Below are 20,244 nucleotides of genomic sequence, written 5' to 3' on the forward strand. Positions count from 1 at the left end.
CTATTATTTTTGATAAAATAAAATTAAGAATAGTTACAATAATAATGCAATAGGAAGTGATATAATGCATAAGAAAAGAGTAATAGAAGATCCTTTCATCATGTCACCAAAAGTAGATTTTGCCTTTAAGCTATTATTTGGTGATCCTAAAAATATAGACTTACTAAAAGCATTATTAATTGCAATACTAAAAGTACCAAAGGATGAATTTGAAGATTTAACAATCATCAATAATGAATTACAACGTGAATTTGCAGAAGATAAAAAAGGTATATTAGATGTAAGAGCAAAAACAAAAGATGGCAAAGAAATTGATATAGAAATCCAAGTACTATCAACAAAATATATGGCAGAAAGAACAGCTTATTATTGGTCAAAGATGTATACTAACCAAATAAAATCTGGGGATACATACGACAAACTAAAAAAATGTATAACCATAAACATAGTAGACTTTGAATGCATCCCACTAGATAAAATCCACACAAGCTATCACATCACAGAAGATGAAACAGGCTATAGATTAACAGAAGTACTTGAGATCCATTATTTAGAATTAGCTAAGCTTAAAAATATCAACATAAAAAAAGATGAAAATGAAGCAATAACCCAATGGATGGAATTTATAGATGCAAAATCTAGGGAGGTGATGGAAATGCTATCTCAAAAAAATAAAGATATTAAAAAAGCCTATGATATGCTACAAGTTATTAGTAAAGATGAAAAAGCAAGAATGGCTTATGAAGCAAGAGAAGCAGAAATTCATGACCAAATGACAAGGATTAAAACAGCTAGAGAAGAAGGAATAGAAAAAGGTGAAAAGAAAAAAGCAATAAAAATAGCACAAAATCTATTAAAAATGGGATTGTTTATTGAACAAGTAGCACAGGCTTCAGAACTTACTGTGGAAGAAGTAGAAAAAATTAAGAAGAAAATGATTCACTAATTTAGATGGATAGAGTAAATGTTTGAATAGATTATTTTCTTAAAATTATTGATAAAGAATTAAAAAGATTAAAAGCTACAAATAAATAGGACACCACAAAGGTAATAAGTTGGTGATAGGTATCAATAAGTTTTGGGGGCTTGAAATACAGCCCCCCATAACTAATCTCTCAATCCTATTGATAGGCAATTTCTGTTATGTCTTTTTGCTTTTCAATAAAATTTCTTTGTGTTTTCTTATTCCATAGCATATTGTAATAACCATTGGTATTTGTAAGCAATTCTGTATGGGTACCAGATTCTACAATATTACCATTCCTAAATACAAGTATTTGATCAGCAGAACGTATTGTGCTTAAATGATGTGCAATGACAAGGACTGTTCTATTTTTTGTTAGCTCTGAAATGGCTTCTTGTATCAAAGCTTCATTGACAGGGTCTACATTACTAGTTACTTCATCTAGTATCAAAATAGGAGCATCCTTTAGAAAGGCTCTGGCTATGGAAATACGTTGTTTTTGTCCACCAGATAAGCCCACACCATTCTCACCTATAATTGTTTCGTATCCCTTTGGCAAGGTCATAATAAAATCATGGATACGTGCTTTTTTTGCAGCTTCTATGAGCTCTTCCTTTGTGGCACTTGCTTTTCCAATACGAATATTTCCTTCTATGGTATCTGCAAATAGTTGTACATTCTGCATTACAATACTAATTGAATCCAGCAAGCTATCATAATTCATATCTCGAATATCTACGTTTCCAATACGGATAGAACCTTTTTTCACATCCCAGAAACGAAGAAGTAAGTTTGTTACAGTTGTTTTTCCTGATCCTGATTCCCCAACAAGGGCAGTCAAAGTATGCTTTGGTGTAGTAAAAGAAATATTTTTCATGGAAAATTCACCTTCTTCATAGAAGAAGTCTACTTTGTCAAATATAATATCTGAACCCTTTGGTTTCTTTGGTTGCTGAGGTTCTTCCACAATGGGAGCATCAATAACTTTTTTGATTCTGGAATAACTATCTGTCACTTTTAAATAATTCATCCAGTGCATTTCCATAGCAACAAAGGGTTTATAGAACTCTTTACTGATGACGATATAGATCAAATAAATCATAGGTTCTAAGGTTTTATTGAAGACAAGAACAATTCCCACAGTTGCCATCAACCAAAAAGATAGATCTATAAAAAAACCATATCGAGACAATACTTTTGCTCTGTATTTTGCAGCCTGTTTGCTGCTTTCACCAAAGCATGAAGTGGATGCTGTTAGCTTATGATCAAATTTTTTGCTTTCGGAAAAAGCCTTTAACAATGGGATTCCTTTCACATATTCAACAAATAGACTGACCATATCCGCAAGAAGATTTCCATTTTCTTCTTCAAGATGGCTTGCTTTTTTTAAACCCAATACTAATAAAAACAGTGCCATTGGAAGGAGGGAAATCATCAAAAGTCCCATTCTCCAGTCAATACTGAATAAATAGACAAGTAGGAGTATAGATACAATAAAATCTGCGCTCATTCTCGTCCACATATGTCCAACTACACTTTCCATATTGTCTACATCTTTATGAATAATGGTGCTTATTTCTCCTAAACGTTCGTTGGTATAAAATCCAAGAGAAAAAGATTTTAAGCGATAGACTATTTTTTCTCTAATTTTATAAACAATATCAAAGCCAGCAAAATGTTTTTGTATATCTGCTAAGATATTCGAACCGCCCTTTACAAGTAAGCAAATACCAAGTATAATCCAATACTTAGGCAAATCTGTATGATTATCTAAAAACAGTAATTCCAATATATGCAATGTTAATAGCATCATAGCAATACCAGTAAGTGCATAAATAACAAAACCGAAAATACTAATGGCTAATGAACGTTTCCCTTTAGAAGTTAGTGTATTTAAAATTTCTAAAATCAATTTGATCCCTCCTTGATATTCCAATGGTCTACCTTGTTTTGGTTATAAACCATTTTTTCATATAATTCACAACTTCTCATGAGTTCATCATGGTTACCCTTATGAATAATCTTTCCATGATCCATCACAACAATCTGATCTACATCTTTAATTGTGTTTAAGTGGTGAGCAATCATAATCACTGTTTTATCTTTACTTAAATCTTCAATAGCAGATTGAATATAGGACTCATTTTCAGCATCTACTGCTGCTGTTGCTTCATCTAAAATGATGATGGGTGCATCTTTTAAAATCATTCGTGCAATGGAGATACGCTGTTTTTCTCCACCAGAAAACTTCACACCAGCTTCGCCAGCAGTGGAATCGTATTGATCTGGCAATGACATAATAAAATCATGGATACGTGCTTTTTTAGCAGCCTCTACAATCTCGTCCATAGTAGCATCTGGTTTTCCAATGCGAATATTTTCCTCTATACTCATGTTAAAAAGGAATACTTCCTGCTGAACCATAGCCGTTAGGGCATTTAATTGTTTCTCTGACATGTCTTTTGTATCTACACCATTAATGGAAATCGTTCCGTTTTCTGGTTCCCAAAATCCCATCAACAGATTTGCTAGAGTACTTTTTCCGCAGCCAGAAGCGCCAACTAAAGCATTTTTACTACCCTTTCTAAAGGTTAGATTAATATTTTTCAAAGACTTTCCTTTTCCAGGATAGGAAAAATCTAAATCATGAATTTGAATAGTCCCATCTGTTATAGAGTTTTTTTGTTCTATTCTTTGAGGGGTAGGAACATTTAATACAGAACCGATACCTTTCATAGATTGATTGAAGACAACGTTGTAGTGCTGAAAAGTAGCTGTTTTAGCAATAGAAGATGTAAATGCCATACCTAATATGAGGGCAAGTATAAATTTAGGAACAGATATTTCTCCCATGGATAAGAAATAGGTTCCAAGGATGATGACCAGGACAACACCACCTTCCATGAATATATCAATCAGCCCCATTGGAATAGAAATGCCACCCATTGATTTTTTCATCCAGTACACATAATCCTTTGAAGATTTTATAGTCTTATCTGTTTTTGTTTCTTCTTTTCCAAAGGCCTTGATAACAGAGATATTTGTGATATATTCCATTAGATGGTCTTGCATGTTTTTTGTACTGTTAGCAAATATTTCAAACATTTTTTCCCATATAGGAGTAGACAGTTTTTTTGTTAGCTGCATAAGGGGTAGGGTAGAAATCATAACTAGTGCCAATCGCCAATCAAGTAGTAACATAACCAAAAATATAATCACTGGGAGTAACGTTGCAGACATGATTTCTGGCAAACCATGTGCAAGATAAATCTCAACCTGTTCCACATCATGTTGGATGATATTTGTTAAATCTCCGATCTTTCGTTCTTGAAAAAATCCTAAAGAGAGTTTTTTTAGATGACTGATTAATTGTAAACGTAAATCCATAAGGCAGTTATAAGCTGCATCGTGAGCTTTCCATGTGGAAACATAAGCGCAAACTGCTTTTAGGAAAAAAGATACAAGCATTAAGCCACAATCCACCCATATCATATTTCTTGTTAATGCCCCTTCAAATACCTTGCTCACCATATGGATCATGAGAACCTGAGGGAATAAATCCAACACAACCTTAAAGGCAATCATGATATTGGATATTCGATTTTTGCTTTTTACTTCTTTTACAAGTGATTTTTGATTCACTGTTTAGACCTCCTATCATTTTTATAATTCTTTAAATTGATGGATCGTATTAATACTTACAAAACTGAATTATGATTCAATTTTAGTTTAAAAAAATAATCTTTTTCATAAAAGAAAAAATGATTAAAATAATGAGTATAAATCAAAATTGAATATTAGTTCATTTTTAAAGTAAAAAAATACTATGTATAGATCATAGAGAATCCACCCCATTATAATAACATTTAGTTACGAGAGTCAGCATCTCTCTGGCAAAATTTTTGTTTTTATAATGTCTTGCAATCTCTAAAATACTTTCAGTAAAATTGCTTGCAAGAATATGAATAAGCATATCATCATAGTGATTAGTAGAAAATTGAGATAAACCAACGCGGATATGGTTTTCTAACATTTTGATGAGGGAGTCTTTGGCATTTTCATGCTTGGTTCCTTTGCTTTTATCCATTAATATAACTAAAATTTTATGGTTTTCTATTAATTCTAAAATATAGTCTTTAGATATATTTTCATATTTCTCAGAGGGGAGACCCATAGAAAGTTCTTCTTCTTTTAACATTTTTTCAAAACTCATATATACAGGCGAAACGATTGCATCAAAAAGTTTTTCTTTATTTTTAAAATAAGAATATACAAGACCAACAGATATACCTGCTTTATCTGCGATTTCTTTCATTTTTGTACTTCTAAAATCTTTTTCATAAAAAATGTTAAGTCCCGCATCAAAAATACGATCATAAATTTCTTTCTTTAATATTTGCGTCACGTTAATTCTCCTCTTCAACTTAATACTGAACGATGATTCATGTTTAACTATATGCTATTTTATTTTAAGAGTCAATAGCTTTTTTAAAGTACAATAAAATAATTTAGACATTATTTAGTATTGTTAGATAGTATATGCTTTTGCAGGATATTTTGATAGGATCAGGAGATTTATTCAAATCTGACCTTTTCTACAATATATGACAGAAGTAGTTATGGACATTTAGAAGGACAAGTTGTACAATGAAATAGAACACATGTTCTTATAAAATTTGAGGGGTGATTTTATGAAAAAGATTGAAGAACTTATAAAAATGGGCATATGTGTATTAAGCCCTACCTATCAAAAGAATGTAGGAAATGTGACAAAAATCATTACAAGAGATGGAGAAATTTTTATAGATCAGAGAACTACAAAGACTGTATTAAAGAGGATTGCTAAGTATTATACAATCCATCTGAAATCTTGTAGATCAAAATATGGAGAAATGTTGCATCAACGTTTTAATATACCGATTCTTCTAAATAAAAAACTACTGCTAATACCACTAAAAATGAGAAAACCCAAATTTAAAAAGGATGGGGCTAAAGGGTACATAAATCTTTATGATATTGAAAAAGTAACAGAAAAAGAGAAAAATATCATCATAAAACTAAAAAACAATATAGAGGTTATTACATTGGCTAGAATGAAAACCGTACAAGATCAAATAAACAAAGCCAAACTAATCTCAGGGGTCATATCTTTAAATTCAAAGGATGAGCAATCCTACCCATCAAAGGACTTTTATGCTGAATATAAAAGGCCAGCCACAAAAGGAGATATTGCAAAGCTTCAAGAGGAGTTTGAGAAGTTAAAAGGTGTGGTAGAAAAATCTTTTATTTCACAAAAACAACAAAAAATGGAGGAAATCAACTACTTTTATCGAAAATGATAGATAGTCATTCCCTTTGTGAGGATTGAAAATAGTAAATTATACTAAGATAAGGAGACTATGTCATGCTCGTAAATCGTATCAGTTTTATTATTGTTACTTTACTAATAATGATTACCCTATCCATATGTACAAAAAATACTGTTTTAGCAGGCGGAATTACTTTTATTACGGTAGTAGTGGGGTATATAATTATTGCATTTATACGCAGTAAAAAGAGGTTGAATATACTTGAAGAAAATTGCGATCCAAAGGCTTTTATAGAAGCTACAAAAAAACAAATGGAGATTACAGGGAAGAATCCTAAAATAAAAGCATATTTAACTATTGATCAGGCAGCAGGACTTATTTTAATGGGAGAATTCCAAAAGGCAAAGGAAATTTTGCTGTCTACCCCAAAATCTTATTTATCCGTAAAAAATGGAACACTCCTTGTATATACAATCAATTTAATATCTTGTTTGTATGAGCTCGGGGAAGTAGATGATGCAGAGGAACTATATGAAACACAAGTTCCCCTATTACCACCTGTAAATCAAAGAATGAGAATAGCAATGAAATTACTTATTGCAGAAAGATTTTTCTTTTTGAATAAATACGAAGAAAGTAAGGAACAGTTTCAACAATTATTAAAAGAGAAAATAAGCAAACGCAGAAAGTTGAGTATATTGTACAGGCTAGCACAAATAGATGAAAAAAATGGAAATCTCATAGCTGCACAAAAGAAATATAAAGAAGTAGCAGAGAATGGAAATCACTTGGGGATAGCAATACAAGCACAAAAACATCTACAATAAATATGAAAAAATAAAGAGGGATTGGATTAAAAGGGTCAGGTTTGAATAATTTATTTATTCAGGTCTGATTTTTTCTATAACTAAAAATGGTAAAATGGACCCATTAATTATGGAACTAATAGTAAAAATATTGAAATATTGGTAATTGTATAATAAAATGGTAATGCAACAATAGTATAGATAATTCATGAAGGGGTGTAATTATCTTAAAACATAATCTAAAGGGGAGTGGTCATATGGCTTATTTTTTAACAGATGATAATATGAAAATCTATTACGAGATTGAAGGGGAAGGACAACCAATTATTTTTATCCATGGTTGGACTTGTAATCATGAATTTTTTAAAAAACAAGTAAAGCAATTATCTAAGGATTATAAAGTGATTACGTATGATTTAAGAGGACATGGGGTTTCAGAGCGTCCTGAAAATGGGTTGACTATGGCTAGATTAGCAAAGGATTTAAGAAATTTAATAGATTATTTAGCATTAAAAGAGGTAGTTGTTGCAGGATGGTCTATGGGTACGACGATTATTTTAGAATATGTAAGACAATTTGGTTGTGAGCAGTTGAAAAAAATTTGCTTTATCGATATGACACCAAAAGTCATTGCAGATTCAGAGTGGAAGATGGGTTTGTTTGGTGAATTCAATCATCAAGATAATTTAAATCATATTGCCAGTGCAGCTGGAAATTGGCCAAAATTAATTGAAAGTTTTGTACCATCATTATTTGCAACTTCAGGATGCAGAATAAAAGAAGATATGGATTGGGCATTTGAACAAGTGAAAAAGAATACACCTCATGTAGTAGTAGATTGTTGGGTATCTATGTCTAATCAAGATTATAGACCAGAATTATCAAAAATTACGGTACCTTGTTTAATTGCTAGAGGAGAAGAAAGTGCATTTTGTACGCTAGAAACAGTTGAATATATGAAAAAAGAGATGCCAAAAGGGAAAGTAATAAATTATTCCAAATGTGGACATATCTTATTCATGGAAGAAGCTGAAACTTTTAATAAAGATTTTATAGAGTTTGTGAATGCTTTATAAAGGGTAGGATAAAAATTTTAAAATAGTCATAAAAGTCAAGCATGTATTCGCCAAAATTATACAGTTATAATGGCTGTATAGTTTTGGTGAATATTATCATAAAAGAAACAAGACCTAAGATCAAGTAGGGAGGTTTATATGAGCGCTAAGCAATTGTATTGGAAGTTAACATTAGTATTAGAATTAGTTACTTATGCAGTAATTATCCCTATAGCTGTTATTGGAACTTTTTTGATTGGGGATTTTTTTGGAGATAGGTTTTCACAAGGTGTTTTAGGATTAATGATTGCCGTTGCTGTAAATATTGCTGTAGGATTAATATTTAGAAAGAAATTATTATATGATTATTTAAAAGTACTATATGAAGATGGAGAACAGGAACATACGAAACTTTGTCAAATAAAAGAAGCTTTATTAAGGTTTCCTTTAAGAGAAGGAATCGTTATGTTTTTTAGATGGTTATTAGGAGTACCAAGTATTTTCTTTTGTACAAATTTATTTGTTGATATTTCTGGAAAACAATATTTTATTTCTTTGATCATAGGCTTTTGTTTAGCTATTATAGGATTTATGTGCAATTATCTTAATTCAGAAAAACTTTTATATGATATATTTTTAGAAAAAAAACTTTATAATATTGAAATAGAAGAATCAAAATATATTCAATTTGGATTAGATAAAAAAATATTATCTGTTATTTTATCTATGCTACTGTTAGCAACATATTGTTATACTTATTTAGGCTATAGTTTTCATATAGGGATACTTGATCAAAATAAATATGAAATTTATTTTATAAGTACCTTTATTTTATTAGCCTATGTGATTGTTGTATATGCGTATATATTCATAACAAATATGAAAAAGAATATACGACAAATAGAAATTGTCATTAATAGTATTGCAGAAAAAGATTTAAATGTAGATCTTGTAAGGATTACTTCTGATGAGTTAGGAAATATCAGTAGAGATGTATATATTATGAAAAGCACCTTTGAAAAATTTATTAAAGAAATTTCTAATCAAGCAGAGAAGAATAAATCTTATTCAGAAGAACTATCTACTTTATCTAATGAAACTTTAAGTGCAATAGATTTTGTTGCTGCATCTGTAGAAGAATTAGCCCAAGGAACATCTAATCAAGCATTAGAATCAAAAGAAGCTGTTTCAAAATTATTGACATTAGATCATGAGATGAATCATACAGGGGAAAATTCAAATTTAGTAAAAAAATATATTGATTATGCAGGAGAAGCTAGTAAAAAGGGCATTGGTGTTCTTGAAAATTTAAAATTTAAATTTGAAGATAATGTACAAATTACTGAAGATATTGCAAAAAACGTTTCTGACTTATCCAATCAATCATTGTTAATTGATGAGATTATTAATGCAATCACAGGGATTGCCAATCAAACAAATTTATTAGCATTAAATGCAAGTATAGAAGCAGCAAGAGCTGGAGAAGCAGGGAAAGGATTTGCTGTAGTTGCTGATGAAATAAGAAAACTTGCAGAACAAACAGATGCGTCAACGAATGATGTAAGAGAAATTATAGAAAAGATGCAATTAGGCGTAGAGATGACGAAAGAGAATGTAAAAAAAGCACAAATCATAATGAATGAAACAACACAAGTATCTGATCATGCTTATGAATCTTTTCAGCATATTAACAATGCAGTAGAACAAACTACTGAAAAGGTGAATAGTTTATTTACTAGCATACAAAAAATGAATGATGAGAAAGCAAGAGTGGTACAATCTATAGAAACCATATCAGAGATTACACAAGAAGCAGCAGCTTCTACAGAAGAAGTAAGTTCAAGTGCACAACAACAAGTAACGAGTATTAATAAAGTATCAGTAATGGCAAATGAATTAAAAAATTCTGGCGAAATACTGAAAAAAGAGGTTGGCAAATTTAAGCTTTAAACAAAATATGGGTGATGGACAGTTTAGTTGTTTAGTTAAAAAGATAGAGTACTTCTTAAGGAAGGAAATATCTTTTTTATTTTATAACAACCATAAAAAAATCTATAGTTACCATATATTGTATAGATTATTTCAATTATACTTTTACAAATTTATAAAATATAATAGGTGTAAAATAATGTGATGAGGGAGGCTTTTTAATGGGTTCAAAGGGAAGTACATTAACATTTGCAGCAATGGGGATTGTTATTAATATTGTATTTGGAACAGCTGTAAAAATGTTACATTTACCATTGTTATATTTAGATACAATAGGTACAATTTTTACATCAGTGATTCTAGGACCGTGGTATGGAGCCGTGACAGGAGGTTTAACAAATATAATACAAGGGGTTTTAACAAATCCTAAAAATATTCCCTTTGCATTAGTAAATATTGCTATTGGAGTAATTGTAGGTTTTATTGCAAAAAAATATAAGTTTGATTTTAAAACAGCAATAATTACAGGAGTAATTTTAGCAGTGATAGCCCCTCTTATTGGTACGCCTATTGCAGTATGGATCTATGGAGGAATAACAGGTGATGGAAATGACATTATTTTTACTTGGTTAGTACAATCAGGAAAAACAATTTTTACAGCAGCATTTATTCCTAGAATTACAGGAAATATTTTAGATAAGCTTGTTAGTTGTTTCCTTGTTGCATTATTAATCAATCGTATTCCAAATAGAATGATTAAAGGAAAACGTATCAATGCATAGATTACAAAAAGTTATTATTCTTTCACACTGTATATTGAATCAAAATACAGTAGTAAAACCGCTAGCAAGAGCAAAAGGAGCATATAATCGTATTGTAAAAAATATATTGGATTTAGATATTGGCATACATCAATTACCTTGTCCAGAGTATTTATTTTTAGGATTAGATCGAAAACCTATGAGCAAAAAAGCCTATGATTCATATACATATAGGAAAATATGCAAAGAGATTGCACTCTCTAGTATAAAAGTAATAAAAGAGTACATAAATAAACAATATGAAATCGTTGGTATAGTAGGGATTAACTGTAGTCCAACTTGTAGTATGAGTGGAGAGATGGGTATTCTAATGGAGGAATTATTAAAACTTCTACATGATGAAAAGATCAAGCTCCGTTTTTTTGAAATACCTACTAATTATAATGAAGATGGTGAAAACCAAGATATACTCAGTGAATTCCATGATTTCTTGAGTATGACCAACAAGGAACCTAGTAAATAAAGATAGAGTACTTCTTAAGGGGGAGGAAATATCTTTTTTTTACAATTCAAATATTATTTTTGATATAATAAAGATAAAGCAAATGATTCATAAAGGACGTGAAATGTTTTGACAAAGAAGCATGACTTTGATATAGCATGGAAATCTATATTAGAAGCTTTTGAAATAGAAATGGTAGAATTATTATTTCCAGAAATATTTGAAAAAATTGCATGGGAATTAGGAACTGAATCATTAGATAAAGAATTACAAGAAATACAAAGAGAAATATTTGATAAGGATAGTAGTGAAACAATTATATCAGATAAAATTATAAAAGTAAGGCTAAAAAATCAAGAAAGCAAAATATTGTTTATCCATGTGGAAGTACAAAGCTATAGTAGTGGACATGAAGTTTTTGGAGAAAGAATGTTTAGATACTTCTATAGGATATGGGATAAATTTAGATATAAATATGAAGATTATTCAGAAATAGTAGCAGCAGCCATATATACCTATAAAGGAAATCGAGGGAAAGATAAAAAATATGTATATAAACTGCCAGAGATGAAAAAAGAAATATTAGTATACAATTTTAAAACCATAGATGTAGAAAAAATCAAGTTTGAAAATATAAGTGAAGACAATCCATTAAAATTAGTTTTTAAAATGGCAAAAAGACTATTAGAAATAGGTGTTACAGACGAAGAAATATACAAGACGAAAATAGAATTAGCGGAAGAATTAAGAGGTTATGACAAAGTAAAAAATAACGAGCAGATTAAGGCTTTAGTAGATTTTTTAGAATATCTATTTTTACTTCAGGACCCAATATTAGAGAGTAAATATGAATTATATAAAAAAGCAATGGGAGGTGTATTTGATATGAGTATTGATGAGATAAGAAAAATACACTACACACAAAAAGGAAGAGAAGAAGGCGAAAAGAAAAAAGCAATAAAAATAGCACAAAACCTATTAAAAATGGGGTTAGATATTGAACAAGTAGCAAAGGCTTCAGAACTTAGTGTAGAGGAAGTAGAAGAGATCAAAAAGAAAATGATTCATTAATATCCATATTAAAAAGATAGAGTACTTCTAAAGAAGGAAATATCTTTTTTTTTATTTCACAAAATTAATCCCCAATTAAATACTAAACTATTAAAAAAATATCCATCTATAAATAGAAGAACTATATCATCCCTAAGTGGTATGAACTTATGCCATAGGATGAAATAAGAAATTTTTAGCAGGAGGGATTAACATGGCAGATCATAAAAAATATTATTACTTAAAACTAAAAGAAAACTTTTTCGATAGTAAAGAAATCAAAGTATTAGAATCCATGGAGAATGGCTACAAATATAGCAATTTGCTCTTAAAGCTTTATTTACAGTCCTTAAAATATGAAGGAGAACTAAAGTTTAACGAATTTATCCCATACAACGAAGAAATGATTGCAGCTGTTACACGGATGGACATTGACACCGTAAGAGTAGCACTAAGAATATTTAAGCAGTTAAAACTCATAGAAGTATTAGATGATGGAACCATATTCATGCTAGCTATTCAAGACTTTATAGGAAAATCTAGTACAGAGGCTGAGAGGAAAAAACGATATAGAAAAAAGATTGCACAAGAAAAAAATAAACGACTAACAGGACAAATCATGGACAAATGTCCCAACCATTTTGAGACAGAGAAGGACAAAGATGGGACTTTTTTGGACGAACGTCCACCAGAAATAGAGATAGATTTAGAGAAAGATTTAGAGATAGAGAAAGAAAAGGGAGCACCACCAGTCCCTTATGAAAAAATCAAAAAACTTTTTAACGAAAACTGCATCCACCTAGCAAAAGTACGATCTTTATCTCAAAATAGAAAAAAGCACCTGCAAGCAAGGTGGAAACAATTTGATTATAACCTAGAGACCTTCAAAGAAATATTTAAAAAAGTCAATGAAAGTGAATTTTGTAATGGAAGTAATAACAGAAAGTGGAAGGTGGATTTTGACTGGCTTATAAAAAATGATGAAAACATGGTCAAAGTCTTAGAAGGAAAATACGATTCAAAACCAGGATGGAGGGATGAAAATGCAAAAGATCAAAACAACCATGAGCAAAATGATCCATACGCAGGAATTGGCATTGAACTCTGATGATTATTGTCCAAAATGCAAAGGAAAAAAAAGCATGATCATCAATATCCTAGGAAATATGAAAAAAGTACCTGTTTTATGCAAATGTGAAAAAGAAGAATACGAAAGGCAAAGAATCTTAGATGAAAACAAAGAAAAGCTCTATAAGCTACAAAGGTTACGAGAACACAGCTTAATGGATGAAAACTTTAAAAACTGCACCTTTGAAAATTGGAAATCTGATAAAGAAAATGAAAAAATGTACAAAATGGGAGAAAAATACTGCAATCGATGGCAGGAAATGAAAAAGAAAAACATGGGATTTACCTTCTGGGGTCCTCCAGGAACAGGCAAAAGTTATCTAAGCTTTTGCATTGCCAATAGACTTCTTCAAAGCTATGTACCTGTGATTGCCATCTCTACTATAGGAATCATCAACCGCATTTATGATAGCTACAAAAGATATGGGCAAAGTGGAGAAGTAGCAATCATCCATTCACTAAAGAATGCAAGTCTATTGATATTAGATGATCTAGGGGCTGAGTATACTTCCAAACTAGGAAAAGAAAAACAAATCATCTACTCCATCCTAGATGCAAGATATAGAGACAAAAAACCTGTCATTATCACTACCAACTTAAATCTAAAGCAGCTCAAAGAAAAACTAAGAGGAAATGATTGTGTAGATCGAACCTATGACCGACTCATAGAACTAGCACCGCCAGTAGAAATTAAAGGAACATCCAAAAGAGTAGCTGTAGGAAAAGAAAAAACCCAGATTTTAAAGAGCTTGCTATGAATGATTATGTAAAGAGTTAAAAAGATAGAATTTGCCAAAAACCTTTGATTATATAAGAAAATAATGATACAATGAAACCGAACGAAATAAATTCGTTCGGTTTTGCCGTGTTAAAAAGGAGTGATCGTTCATGTGGGAATTATTTACACAAGGTGAAACAAAATATATAGAATATAAAAAAGAATATACAAAGACTCTATTAAAAACTATTTCTGCTTTTGCCAATTATCATGATGGTTATATTATTATTGGCATTGATGGTTTTGGAAATATTATTGGTGTAGATCATTCTGATTCTGTAAGATTAAGCATAGAAAATGCTATTAATGACAATATTATTCCAAAACCATACTATGAAATAGAACTTAGAAAAATAGAAGATAAGCACATGGTGATCGTAAAAGTTTTTAAAGGAGATAATACACCCTATACAATCAATAACAAAGCATATAAGAGAATAGATACATCAACTGTAGCAGTTGATAAATTTGGATTTGAGGATTTAGTTTTAAGAGGTAGAAATTTAAGCTATGAATCATTACCTTATAAAGAGCAAGCGCTTCACTTTCATATACTAGGAAATAAACTAAGAAAAAAATTAAATGTAAGTATAATATCAGATGATATTTTGAAGTCTTTACAACTAATTATAAAAAATGAATATATAAATGCAGCGGCGTTATTATCTGATAATAATCCGCTTTCGAACGCAACTGTATCACTTATTAGATTTGATGGAGATTCAGTTTTAAATATTAAAGATCGAACTGTTTTATCTAGTAGATCTATTATTGATCAGTTTGATGAATGTATGAACTTTTATTCAAAGCATATCAATACTCGCGAAATAATTGAAGAAGCTTACAGAAAAACCACTGAGGATATTCCAAAAGTAGCATATCGTGAAGCAGTTGCCAATGCAATTGTTCATAGAGATTATTCAAGACGTGGGGATATAAAAGTTGAGATTTTTGATAATAGGGTCGAAATAGTATCTCCAGGAGGTTTGCCCGTAGGTATTTCAGAAGAAGAATATTTAAATGGAAAAATATCAATACCTAGAAATAAAGTAATATCCGATATTTTCCTAAGAATTGGCATAATTGAAAGGCTAGCAACAGGAATTAGAAGGATTAAAGAATACTATAAAGATAGCCCTGTCAATCCAAGCTTTGAGATTAGTGAAAATACTATTAAAGTAATTTTACCAAATATAAATAACAACTTTAAAGAAGAAGCTATTGTGAATAGAAGGAGAACATTAATAGATGAACTTATTGGCAATGAAAAATCAATTGTTCAATATATACTAAGAGAAGGTAGTATCACCAGAAAAAAAGCAGAAACCATTCTTTCATTAAAAAAGACACAGACTATTTATTTAATCAATACATTGCAAGAAAAAGGGATCATTATCAAAGTGGGCAGTGGAAAAGGGACAAAATATATTTTAAGGAAGTAGCGATCGAAAAAAAAATCGTTCGGTTTTCGTTCAATCATCGTTCGGTTATCTCAAATCAGAGAATTTTATTAAAGAGAAGATTCATATTGAAACTGATTTATTAATGATCCATATTAAAAAGATAGAGTACTTCTTAATAGAAGGAAATATCTTTTTTTTTATTTTATTCATTACTTAATAATTAAAGAATTTGTTCAAAGTGAAAAAACGCATAAAAATATTTTTTTAGAATGATTGGAATCATGAACTAGACATGATATGATGGAAAAGAAATTGACATAGAGATCCAAGTATTAGCAACAAAATATATGGCAGAAAGAACGACTTACTATTGGTCAAAAATGTATACCAATCAAATAAAATCAGGGGATACTTATGACAAACTAAAAAAATGTATCACTATAAACATAGTAGATTTTGAATGTATCCCACTAGACAAAATTCATACAAGCTACCATATCACAGAAGGTGAAACAGGTTATAGATTGACAGAAGTATTTGAAATTCATTATCTAGAGTTGCCGAAACTTGAAAATATAAATATAGCGAGAGACGAAAATGAAGCAATAACCCAATGGATGGAATTTATAGATGCAAAATCTAGGGAGGTGATGGAAATGCTATCTCAAAAAAATAAAGACATCAAAAAAGCATATGATATGCTACAAGTGATTAGCAAAGATGAAAAAGCACGAATGGCATATGAAGCAAGAGAAGCAGAAATTCATGACCAAATGACGAGGATTGAAACAGCAAGAGAAGAAGGCGCAAATAAAAAAGCAATAAAAATAGCACAAAATCTATTAAAAATGGGATTTGTTATTGAACAAGTAGCACAGGCTTCAGAACTTAGTGTAGAAGAAGTAGAAGAGATAAAGAAAAAAATGGTTCATTAATCTATATTAAAAAGATAGAGTACTTCATAAGGAAGGAAATATCTTTTTTTTATTTCACAAAAACCACGAAATATGGAGGAAATTAACAATAAATATAGAATTTTATACAATTAGTCCACAAAATTAAAAACAATCTATGAAGCAAAGAGGTAAATAAAAATGAAAAAATCACATAAAACAATCATTTATATACTTATATACATCATCATATATATAGCAATCAGGCATTACGGAGGTATGGTTATCAATGGGTACCGAGGTTTAAAGGATAGAATGTATGATGATTTTGAAGCTTTTGGGACAGAATTAGAAAATTTCAATGATGAATTATCAAACATATTAGTTTTAAAAGAACATGAATTTAATAAAGAAAAGGTATTTATCAATAAAAATATTGTATGGAATTTTCACCTATCAAATTGTGATGCCCAAAAGATAGGTAAAATACGCTATGATGGAAACTATGAATGTGATTGGATGTATTATGATGCCAACGATGTTATTCAAAATATATTGTGTGATGGTAAGATTACTCCATCAGAAGAAAAGTACCTAAAAAATTTATATGACTATACAGAGCATCTCATAAAAGCATATAGGGTCATAGTAAAAGATGTTCAGTCTAAATAGGACTTTAAAAACAAGAAGAAATTAAAAAAGAAAATAGTAAACATCTACAATAACTATTCTAAAGATGCAAAAGTCTTACTAAAAAGCAAACAATATAGTTTTTTGAAGGCATACAAAGGAGATTTTAAAGATATGGACTTTGAAAAGGCAAAGGGGTATTGTGAAGAAGTCTTTTCAAAACTAGTACCCGATAAAACCTTAAAATATCACGAAGAGGATGATATGATTCAAGAAGAATATATATTTAAAACTTATGATGAGAGAGATCCTTACAATGATGCTTTCACTATAAAAGAGAATCAACCAGATGCAGATTATTATGTAACTTACAATAAAAAAACCAACAAGATCGTTATAAGAGCTACTGGATGGAGGGTACCTACAACAAAAAAATACACACAAGAGGAATTAGACCAGACAGCTAAAAACATCATGATGGGATTTAATAAAGGACCTTATCATTGTGAGAAAAAAGGAAAATATGATGAAAAGGGAAAGCTACTATATATGAGATATTCCTATATGGAAAAGAATAATGATGTCTATGATGCCATGAAAGAAATCAACATAGAATTAAATTCAGATGGACGGATAAGTGAATTTGAAATCACCTACCCAAGGGAGGAAAAAATCATCCTACCCACTATCACGAAAGAAGAAATCCTAGGAAAGCTCAATCAAGAAGCAACCATAAAAGATTGTATCATAAGAAGAAATAATCAAGGAAAAGCAGAATATGTAGTGTATCTAATATACCAAGATACATTATATGAAGCAGTATTTGATGGAGAAGATGGAACCCTTAGGTCATATGCTAGGGAGATATTAAAGGGATCATTTGATTAATGGAAAAGAATTAAGAAGATAGAGTACTTCAAAGTGAAGGAAATATCTTTTTTTATTGAAAATCATGTGGGAAAAAGAGGAATATTGTCTAGTATATAGAAAATATTAATATAGCAATTAATAAGAAAAAAGTACTATTTACTAAATGAAGATAGAAGTATTCAGAGAAAAGAGAGAAGTCTTTGGAAGGATACCTAAGAAGATTGTAGACGAGAAAATAATAAAAGTTGATTTTGATAGAATGACGTAAGAAAATGAAATTGGAAGAAAGAGTGAGGAAAAGATTATATATACGACATTATTCTGCAAATTAGTTTAGAATGAATGATTATAATGATAATAGCAATTAAAATAGCAAGGAGGAAATACAAGTGGCGTTATTCGATAAAGCATTAGATTACCTAATGGGAGGAAAAAGAGAGATCACAAGCCCTATATTTGTAAAAGATTTTTCAGAAGAAAATAAACAACTAAATGAGCTAATCAAACTTTCAAAAAAATTAAAAGATGGATACAAAAAAGAAATGATAGATAGAGATATTACTTATTTTAAACAAGGAATACAAGGAGAGAAAAATGTATATTTTGAACTAAAAAATTCATTTTTACCTATACTATGCTTACATGATATCAGATTAAAATATGATGAGTATGTGGCTCAATTTGACTACATCATCATTTCAAATAAATTCATATGTATCCTAGAAACAAAAAAATTAAATGGGAATATTACGATTAATGGTGATGGAGATTTTATCAGAATCATTAAAAATAGATTTGGAAAAGAAATCAAAAGGGAAGGGATGTACAGTCCCGTATCACAAAATGAAAGACATGTAAGAATATTAGAGGAAATCTTGTTAAAAGAAAATCTAGTAAAAACTACACCATACCATTCGCTAGTAGTTATGGCAAACCCCAAAACTATCATAGATAAAAATAAATGTCCTGAAAATATAAAAAAAACCATCTACAAATATGATCAAATCACAAAGTATTTACAAAGACTTCAAAATGATAAAAACAATACAAAAAACGTATTAGAAAAGTATATGTATGATATTGCAAACTTCTTAGTAGAGAATAATACACCGTTAGAAATAAATTATGATAAAAAATATAATTTATCCAAAGAAGATTTCATCAACAAAGAGAAAAAAACAGTAGAAAATACTTACAAAGCAGCATCGATAAAAGAATCCAATAAATATAGCTACAAATCTCAAAAAACTACAAAAGCTATAAAATCTAAAAAGGATAAAGAGACCTTAACAACTGAATTAAAAGCTTTTCGCCTAATTACTTCAAAAGCAGAAAAAATAAAACCTTATTTTATATTCAATAATGCCCAAATGGAAGATCTGATTGAGAAATATCCAAGAACAAAGGAAGAACTTTTAGGGGTGAATGGATTTGGTAATGTGAAGGTGGAGAAATATGGGGAGGAGATTTTGAAGGTGTTTAAGGGGGAATAAGAGTGCTTTGCTATTTAGTTATTTTTCAAAAAAGCCATAAAAATAGAAAAGTCATAGTAAAATTATAGAAGCTAAATAATAAAGATGTAGTTTTCTATGAATGATGAATCGTATTTATGAAAGAACTAAAGGTTTGTAAAAAATAAGTTGATAGGTTTAAAGTTTTGTTAGTTAATAAGTTTGTGACAGGTACTCATTCAAATGAAGAGTGATTAAGTATATATAAATGGGGTTGTGATTGGGATATTGAAGAGAGGGTAAATTGATAAGTAGATTGTTTATAAATAGTGCGCTCAGCTGTTTTATAAAAAAGATAGAGTACTTCTTAAGGGGGAGGAATATCTTTTTTCATTTTACAAAAACCACAAAAATGGAGGATAGTAACTATTTTTATCGAAAAATATGTTTATATGAAAATAAAAGATATAACTGGAGTGTGAAAAGAGGGATACGGATAAAAACTGTCAGGATAATAGAAAAATAACAGCAAAATTGTATGAGTTAAATAATGCAGCAGTAGTTTTTTATGAAAGATGGATTGCAGCTATGAAACAACTAAATAATGGGGAAGAATAATTTAACAATTTGGCGACAATATGCTAAAGAATTAGTTGATTACAATAACAGTAGTATAGTACAGAATAAAATTATTGTATGGATTTATGTAGAATAT

The 20,244-nt window shown here is 29.9% G+C and carries 18 protein-coding genes; 15 read left to right on the forward strand and 3 right to left on the reverse strand.

The features are described 5' to 3' along the window. Positions 1-64: 64 nt before the first annotated feature. A complete protein-coding gene (locus tag K7H06_RS02695; protein WP_223038449.1) occupies positions 65-946 on the forward strand; it encodes an Rpn family recombination-promoting nuclease/putative transposase in 882 nt (293 codons plus the stop codon). Between the two features lie 175 nt (positions 947-1,121). Here K7H06_RS02695 and K7H06_RS02700 read toward each other — a convergent pair whose 3' ends face one another. The 3 genes from K7H06_RS02700 to K7H06_RS02710 form a co-directional block, all read right to left on the reverse strand. Continuing rightward, positions 1,122-2,876, reverse strand: a complete 1,755-nt coding sequence (locus K7H06_RS02700) for an ABC transporter ATP-binding protein (protein WP_223038450.1) — start codon at positions 2,874-2,876, stop codon at positions 1,122-1,124. Then, entirely contained in the window at positions 2,873-4,606 is a 1,734-nt protein-coding gene (locus tag K7H06_RS02705) for an ABC transporter ATP-binding protein (RefSeq protein WP_223038451.1), read from the reverse strand. The genes K7H06_RS02700 and K7H06_RS02705 overlap by 4 nt, the downstream gene beginning before the upstream one ends. 193 nt (positions 4,607-4,799) lie before the next feature. Beyond that, positions 4,800-5,369, reverse strand: coding sequence for a TetR/AcrR family transcriptional regulator (locus tag K7H06_RS02710; RefSeq protein WP_223038452.1), 570 nt, complete (start codon positions 5,367-5,369; stop codon positions 4,800-4,802). A gap of 286 nt (positions 5,370-5,655) precedes the next feature. Here K7H06_RS02710 and K7H06_RS02715 point away from each other — a divergent pair, with 286 nt between their 5' ends. From K7H06_RS02715 to K7H06_RS02780, 14 genes are all read left to right on the forward strand, one after another. Beyond that, positions 5,656-6,303: a hypothetical protein gene (locus K7H06_RS02715; protein ID WP_223038453.1), complete on the forward strand. Its 648-nt coding sequence runs from the start codon at positions 5,656-5,658 to the stop codon at positions 6,301-6,303. A 65-nt stretch (positions 6,304-6,368) separates the two neighbouring features. Then, positions 6,369-7,100, forward strand: coding sequence for a tetratricopeptide repeat protein (locus K7H06_RS02720; protein ID WP_223038454.1), 732 nt, complete (start codon positions 6,369-6,371; stop codon positions 7,098-7,100). A gap of 236 nt (positions 7,101-7,336) precedes the next feature. After that, positions 7,337-8,155 carry an alpha/beta fold hydrolase gene (locus K7H06_RS02725; protein WP_223038455.1) on the forward strand — a complete coding sequence of 273 codons (819 nt, stop codon included), beginning with the start codon at positions 7,337-7,339 and terminating at the stop codon, positions 8,153-8,155. 138 nt (positions 8,156-8,293) lie between these two features. Beyond that, positions 8,294-10,084 (forward strand): methyl-accepting chemotaxis protein, encoded by a 1,791-nt coding sequence (locus K7H06_RS02730; RefSeq protein ID WP_223038456.1) that lies wholly within the window; start codon positions 8,294-8,296, stop codon positions 10,082-10,084. 200 nt (positions 10,085-10,284) lie between these two features. Next, a complete protein-coding gene (locus K7H06_RS02735; RefSeq protein ID WP_223038457.1) occupies positions 10,285-10,845 on the forward strand; it encodes a CD3073 family putative ECF transporter S component in 561 nt (186 codons plus the stop codon). Next, positions 10,838-11,347 carry a CD3072 family TudS-related putative desulfidase gene (locus tag K7H06_RS02740; protein WP_223038458.1) on the forward strand — a complete coding sequence of 170 codons (510 nt, stop codon included), beginning with the start codon at positions 10,838-10,840 and terminating at the stop codon, positions 11,345-11,347. Before K7H06_RS02735 ends, K7H06_RS02740 begins: the two co-directional genes overlap by 8 nt. 108 nt (positions 11,348-11,455) lie before the next feature. Next, positions 11,456-12,397 (forward strand): Rpn family recombination-promoting nuclease/putative transposase, encoded by a 942-nt coding sequence (locus tag K7H06_RS02745; RefSeq protein WP_223038459.1) that lies wholly within the window; start codon positions 11,456-11,458, stop codon positions 12,395-12,397. 193 nt (positions 12,398-12,590) lie between these two features. Next, the gene (locus tag K7H06_RS02750) at positions 12,591-13,484 is read left to right on the forward strand and encodes a phage replisome organizer N-terminal domain-containing protein (RefSeq protein WP_223038460.1); all 894 of its coding nucleotides are present in this window, start codon (positions 12,591-12,593) and stop codon (positions 13,482-13,484) included. Next, the gene (locus K7H06_RS02755; RefSeq protein WP_246637613.1) at positions 13,420-14,262 is read left to right on the forward strand and encodes an ATP-binding protein; all 843 of its coding nucleotides are present in this window, start codon (positions 13,420-13,422) and stop codon (positions 14,260-14,262) included. Before K7H06_RS02750 ends, K7H06_RS02755 begins: the two co-directional genes overlap by 65 nt. A gap of 130 nt (positions 14,263-14,392) precedes the next feature. Next, positions 14,393-15,724 carry an RNA-binding domain-containing protein gene (locus K7H06_RS02760; RefSeq protein WP_223038461.1) on the forward strand — a complete coding sequence of 444 codons (1,332 nt, stop codon included), beginning with the start codon at positions 14,393-14,395 and terminating at the stop codon, positions 15,722-15,724. A 308-nt stretch (positions 15,725-16,032) separates the two neighbouring features. Then, complete coding sequence (locus tag K7H06_RS02765; protein ID WP_246637614.1) at positions 16,033-16,620, forward strand: Rpn family recombination-promoting nuclease/putative transposase; 588 nt, start codon at positions 16,033-16,035, stop codon at positions 16,618-16,620. A 159-nt stretch (positions 16,621-16,779) separates the two neighbouring features. Next, entirely contained in the window at positions 16,780-17,250 is a 471-nt protein-coding gene (locus K7H06_RS02770) for a hypothetical protein (protein ID WP_223038462.1), read from the forward strand. A gap of 132 nt (positions 17,251-17,382) precedes the next feature. Next, the gene (locus K7H06_RS02775; RefSeq protein ID WP_223038463.1) at positions 17,383-18,096 is read left to right on the forward strand and encodes a hypothetical protein; all 714 of its coding nucleotides are present in this window, start codon (positions 17,383-17,385) and stop codon (positions 18,094-18,096) included. A gap of 371 nt (positions 18,097-18,467) precedes the next feature. Then, a complete protein-coding gene (locus K7H06_RS02780; RefSeq protein ID WP_223038464.1) occupies positions 18,468-19,571 on the forward strand; it encodes an NERD domain-containing protein in 1,104 nt (367 codons plus the stop codon). The last annotated feature ends 673 nt before the right edge of the window (positions 19,572-20,244 follow it).

Origin of the sequence: Crassaminicella profunda (assembly GCF_019884785.1) — a bacterium.
GTDB classification, from domain to species: domain Bacteria; phylum Bacillota; class Clostridia; order Peptostreptococcales; family Thermotaleaceae; genus Crassaminicella; species Crassaminicella profunda.

Excerpts from the sequence above, each read along its gene's own strand:
- K7H06_RS02695 (WP_223038449.1), top strand. The coding sequence starts at position 65 with ATGCATAAGAAAAGAGTAATAGAAGATCCTTTCATCATGTCACCAAAA.
- K7H06_RS02715 (WP_223038453.1), top strand. The coding sequence starts at position 5,656 with ATGAAAAAGATTGAAGAACTTATAAAAATGGGCATATGTGTATTAAGC.
- K7H06_RS02720 (WP_223038454.1), top strand. The coding sequence starts at position 6,369 with ATGCTCGTAAATCGTATCAGTTTTATTATTGTTACTTTACTAATAATG.
- K7H06_RS02725 (WP_223038455.1), top strand. The coding sequence starts at position 7,337 with ATGGCTTATTTTTTAACAGATGATAATATGAAAATCTATTACGAGATT.
- K7H06_RS02730 (WP_223038456.1), top strand. The coding sequence starts at position 8,294 with ATGAGCGCTAAGCAATTGTATTGGAAGTTAACATTAGTATTAGAATTA.
- K7H06_RS02735 (WP_223038457.1), top strand. The coding sequence starts at position 10,285 with ATGGGTTCAAAGGGAAGTACATTAACATTTGCAGCAATGGGGATTGTT.
- K7H06_RS02740 (WP_223038458.1), top strand. The coding sequence starts at position 10,838 with ATGCATAGATTACAAAAAGTTATTATTCTTTCACACTGTATATTGAAT.
- K7H06_RS02750 (WP_223038460.1), top strand. The coding sequence starts at position 12,591 with ATGGCAGATCATAAAAAATATTATTACTTAAAACTAAAAGAAAACTTT.
- K7H06_RS02755 (WP_246637613.1), top strand. The coding sequence starts at position 13,420 with ATGCAAAAGATCAAAACAACCATGAGCAAAATGATCCATACGCAGGAA.
- K7H06_RS02760 (WP_223038461.1), top strand. The coding sequence starts at position 14,393 with ATGTGGGAATTATTTACACAAGGTGAAACAAAATATATAGAATATAAA.
- K7H06_RS02765 (WP_246637614.1), top strand. The coding sequence starts at position 16,033 with ATGGCAGAAAGAACGACTTACTATTGGTCAAAAATGTATACCAATCAA.
- K7H06_RS02770 (WP_223038462.1), top strand. The coding sequence starts at position 16,780 with ATGAAAAAATCACATAAAACAATCATTTATATACTTATATACATCATC.
- K7H06_RS02775 (WP_223038463.1), top strand. The coding sequence starts at position 17,383 with ATGGACTTTGAAAAGGCAAAGGGGTATTGTGAAGAAGTCTTTTCAAAA.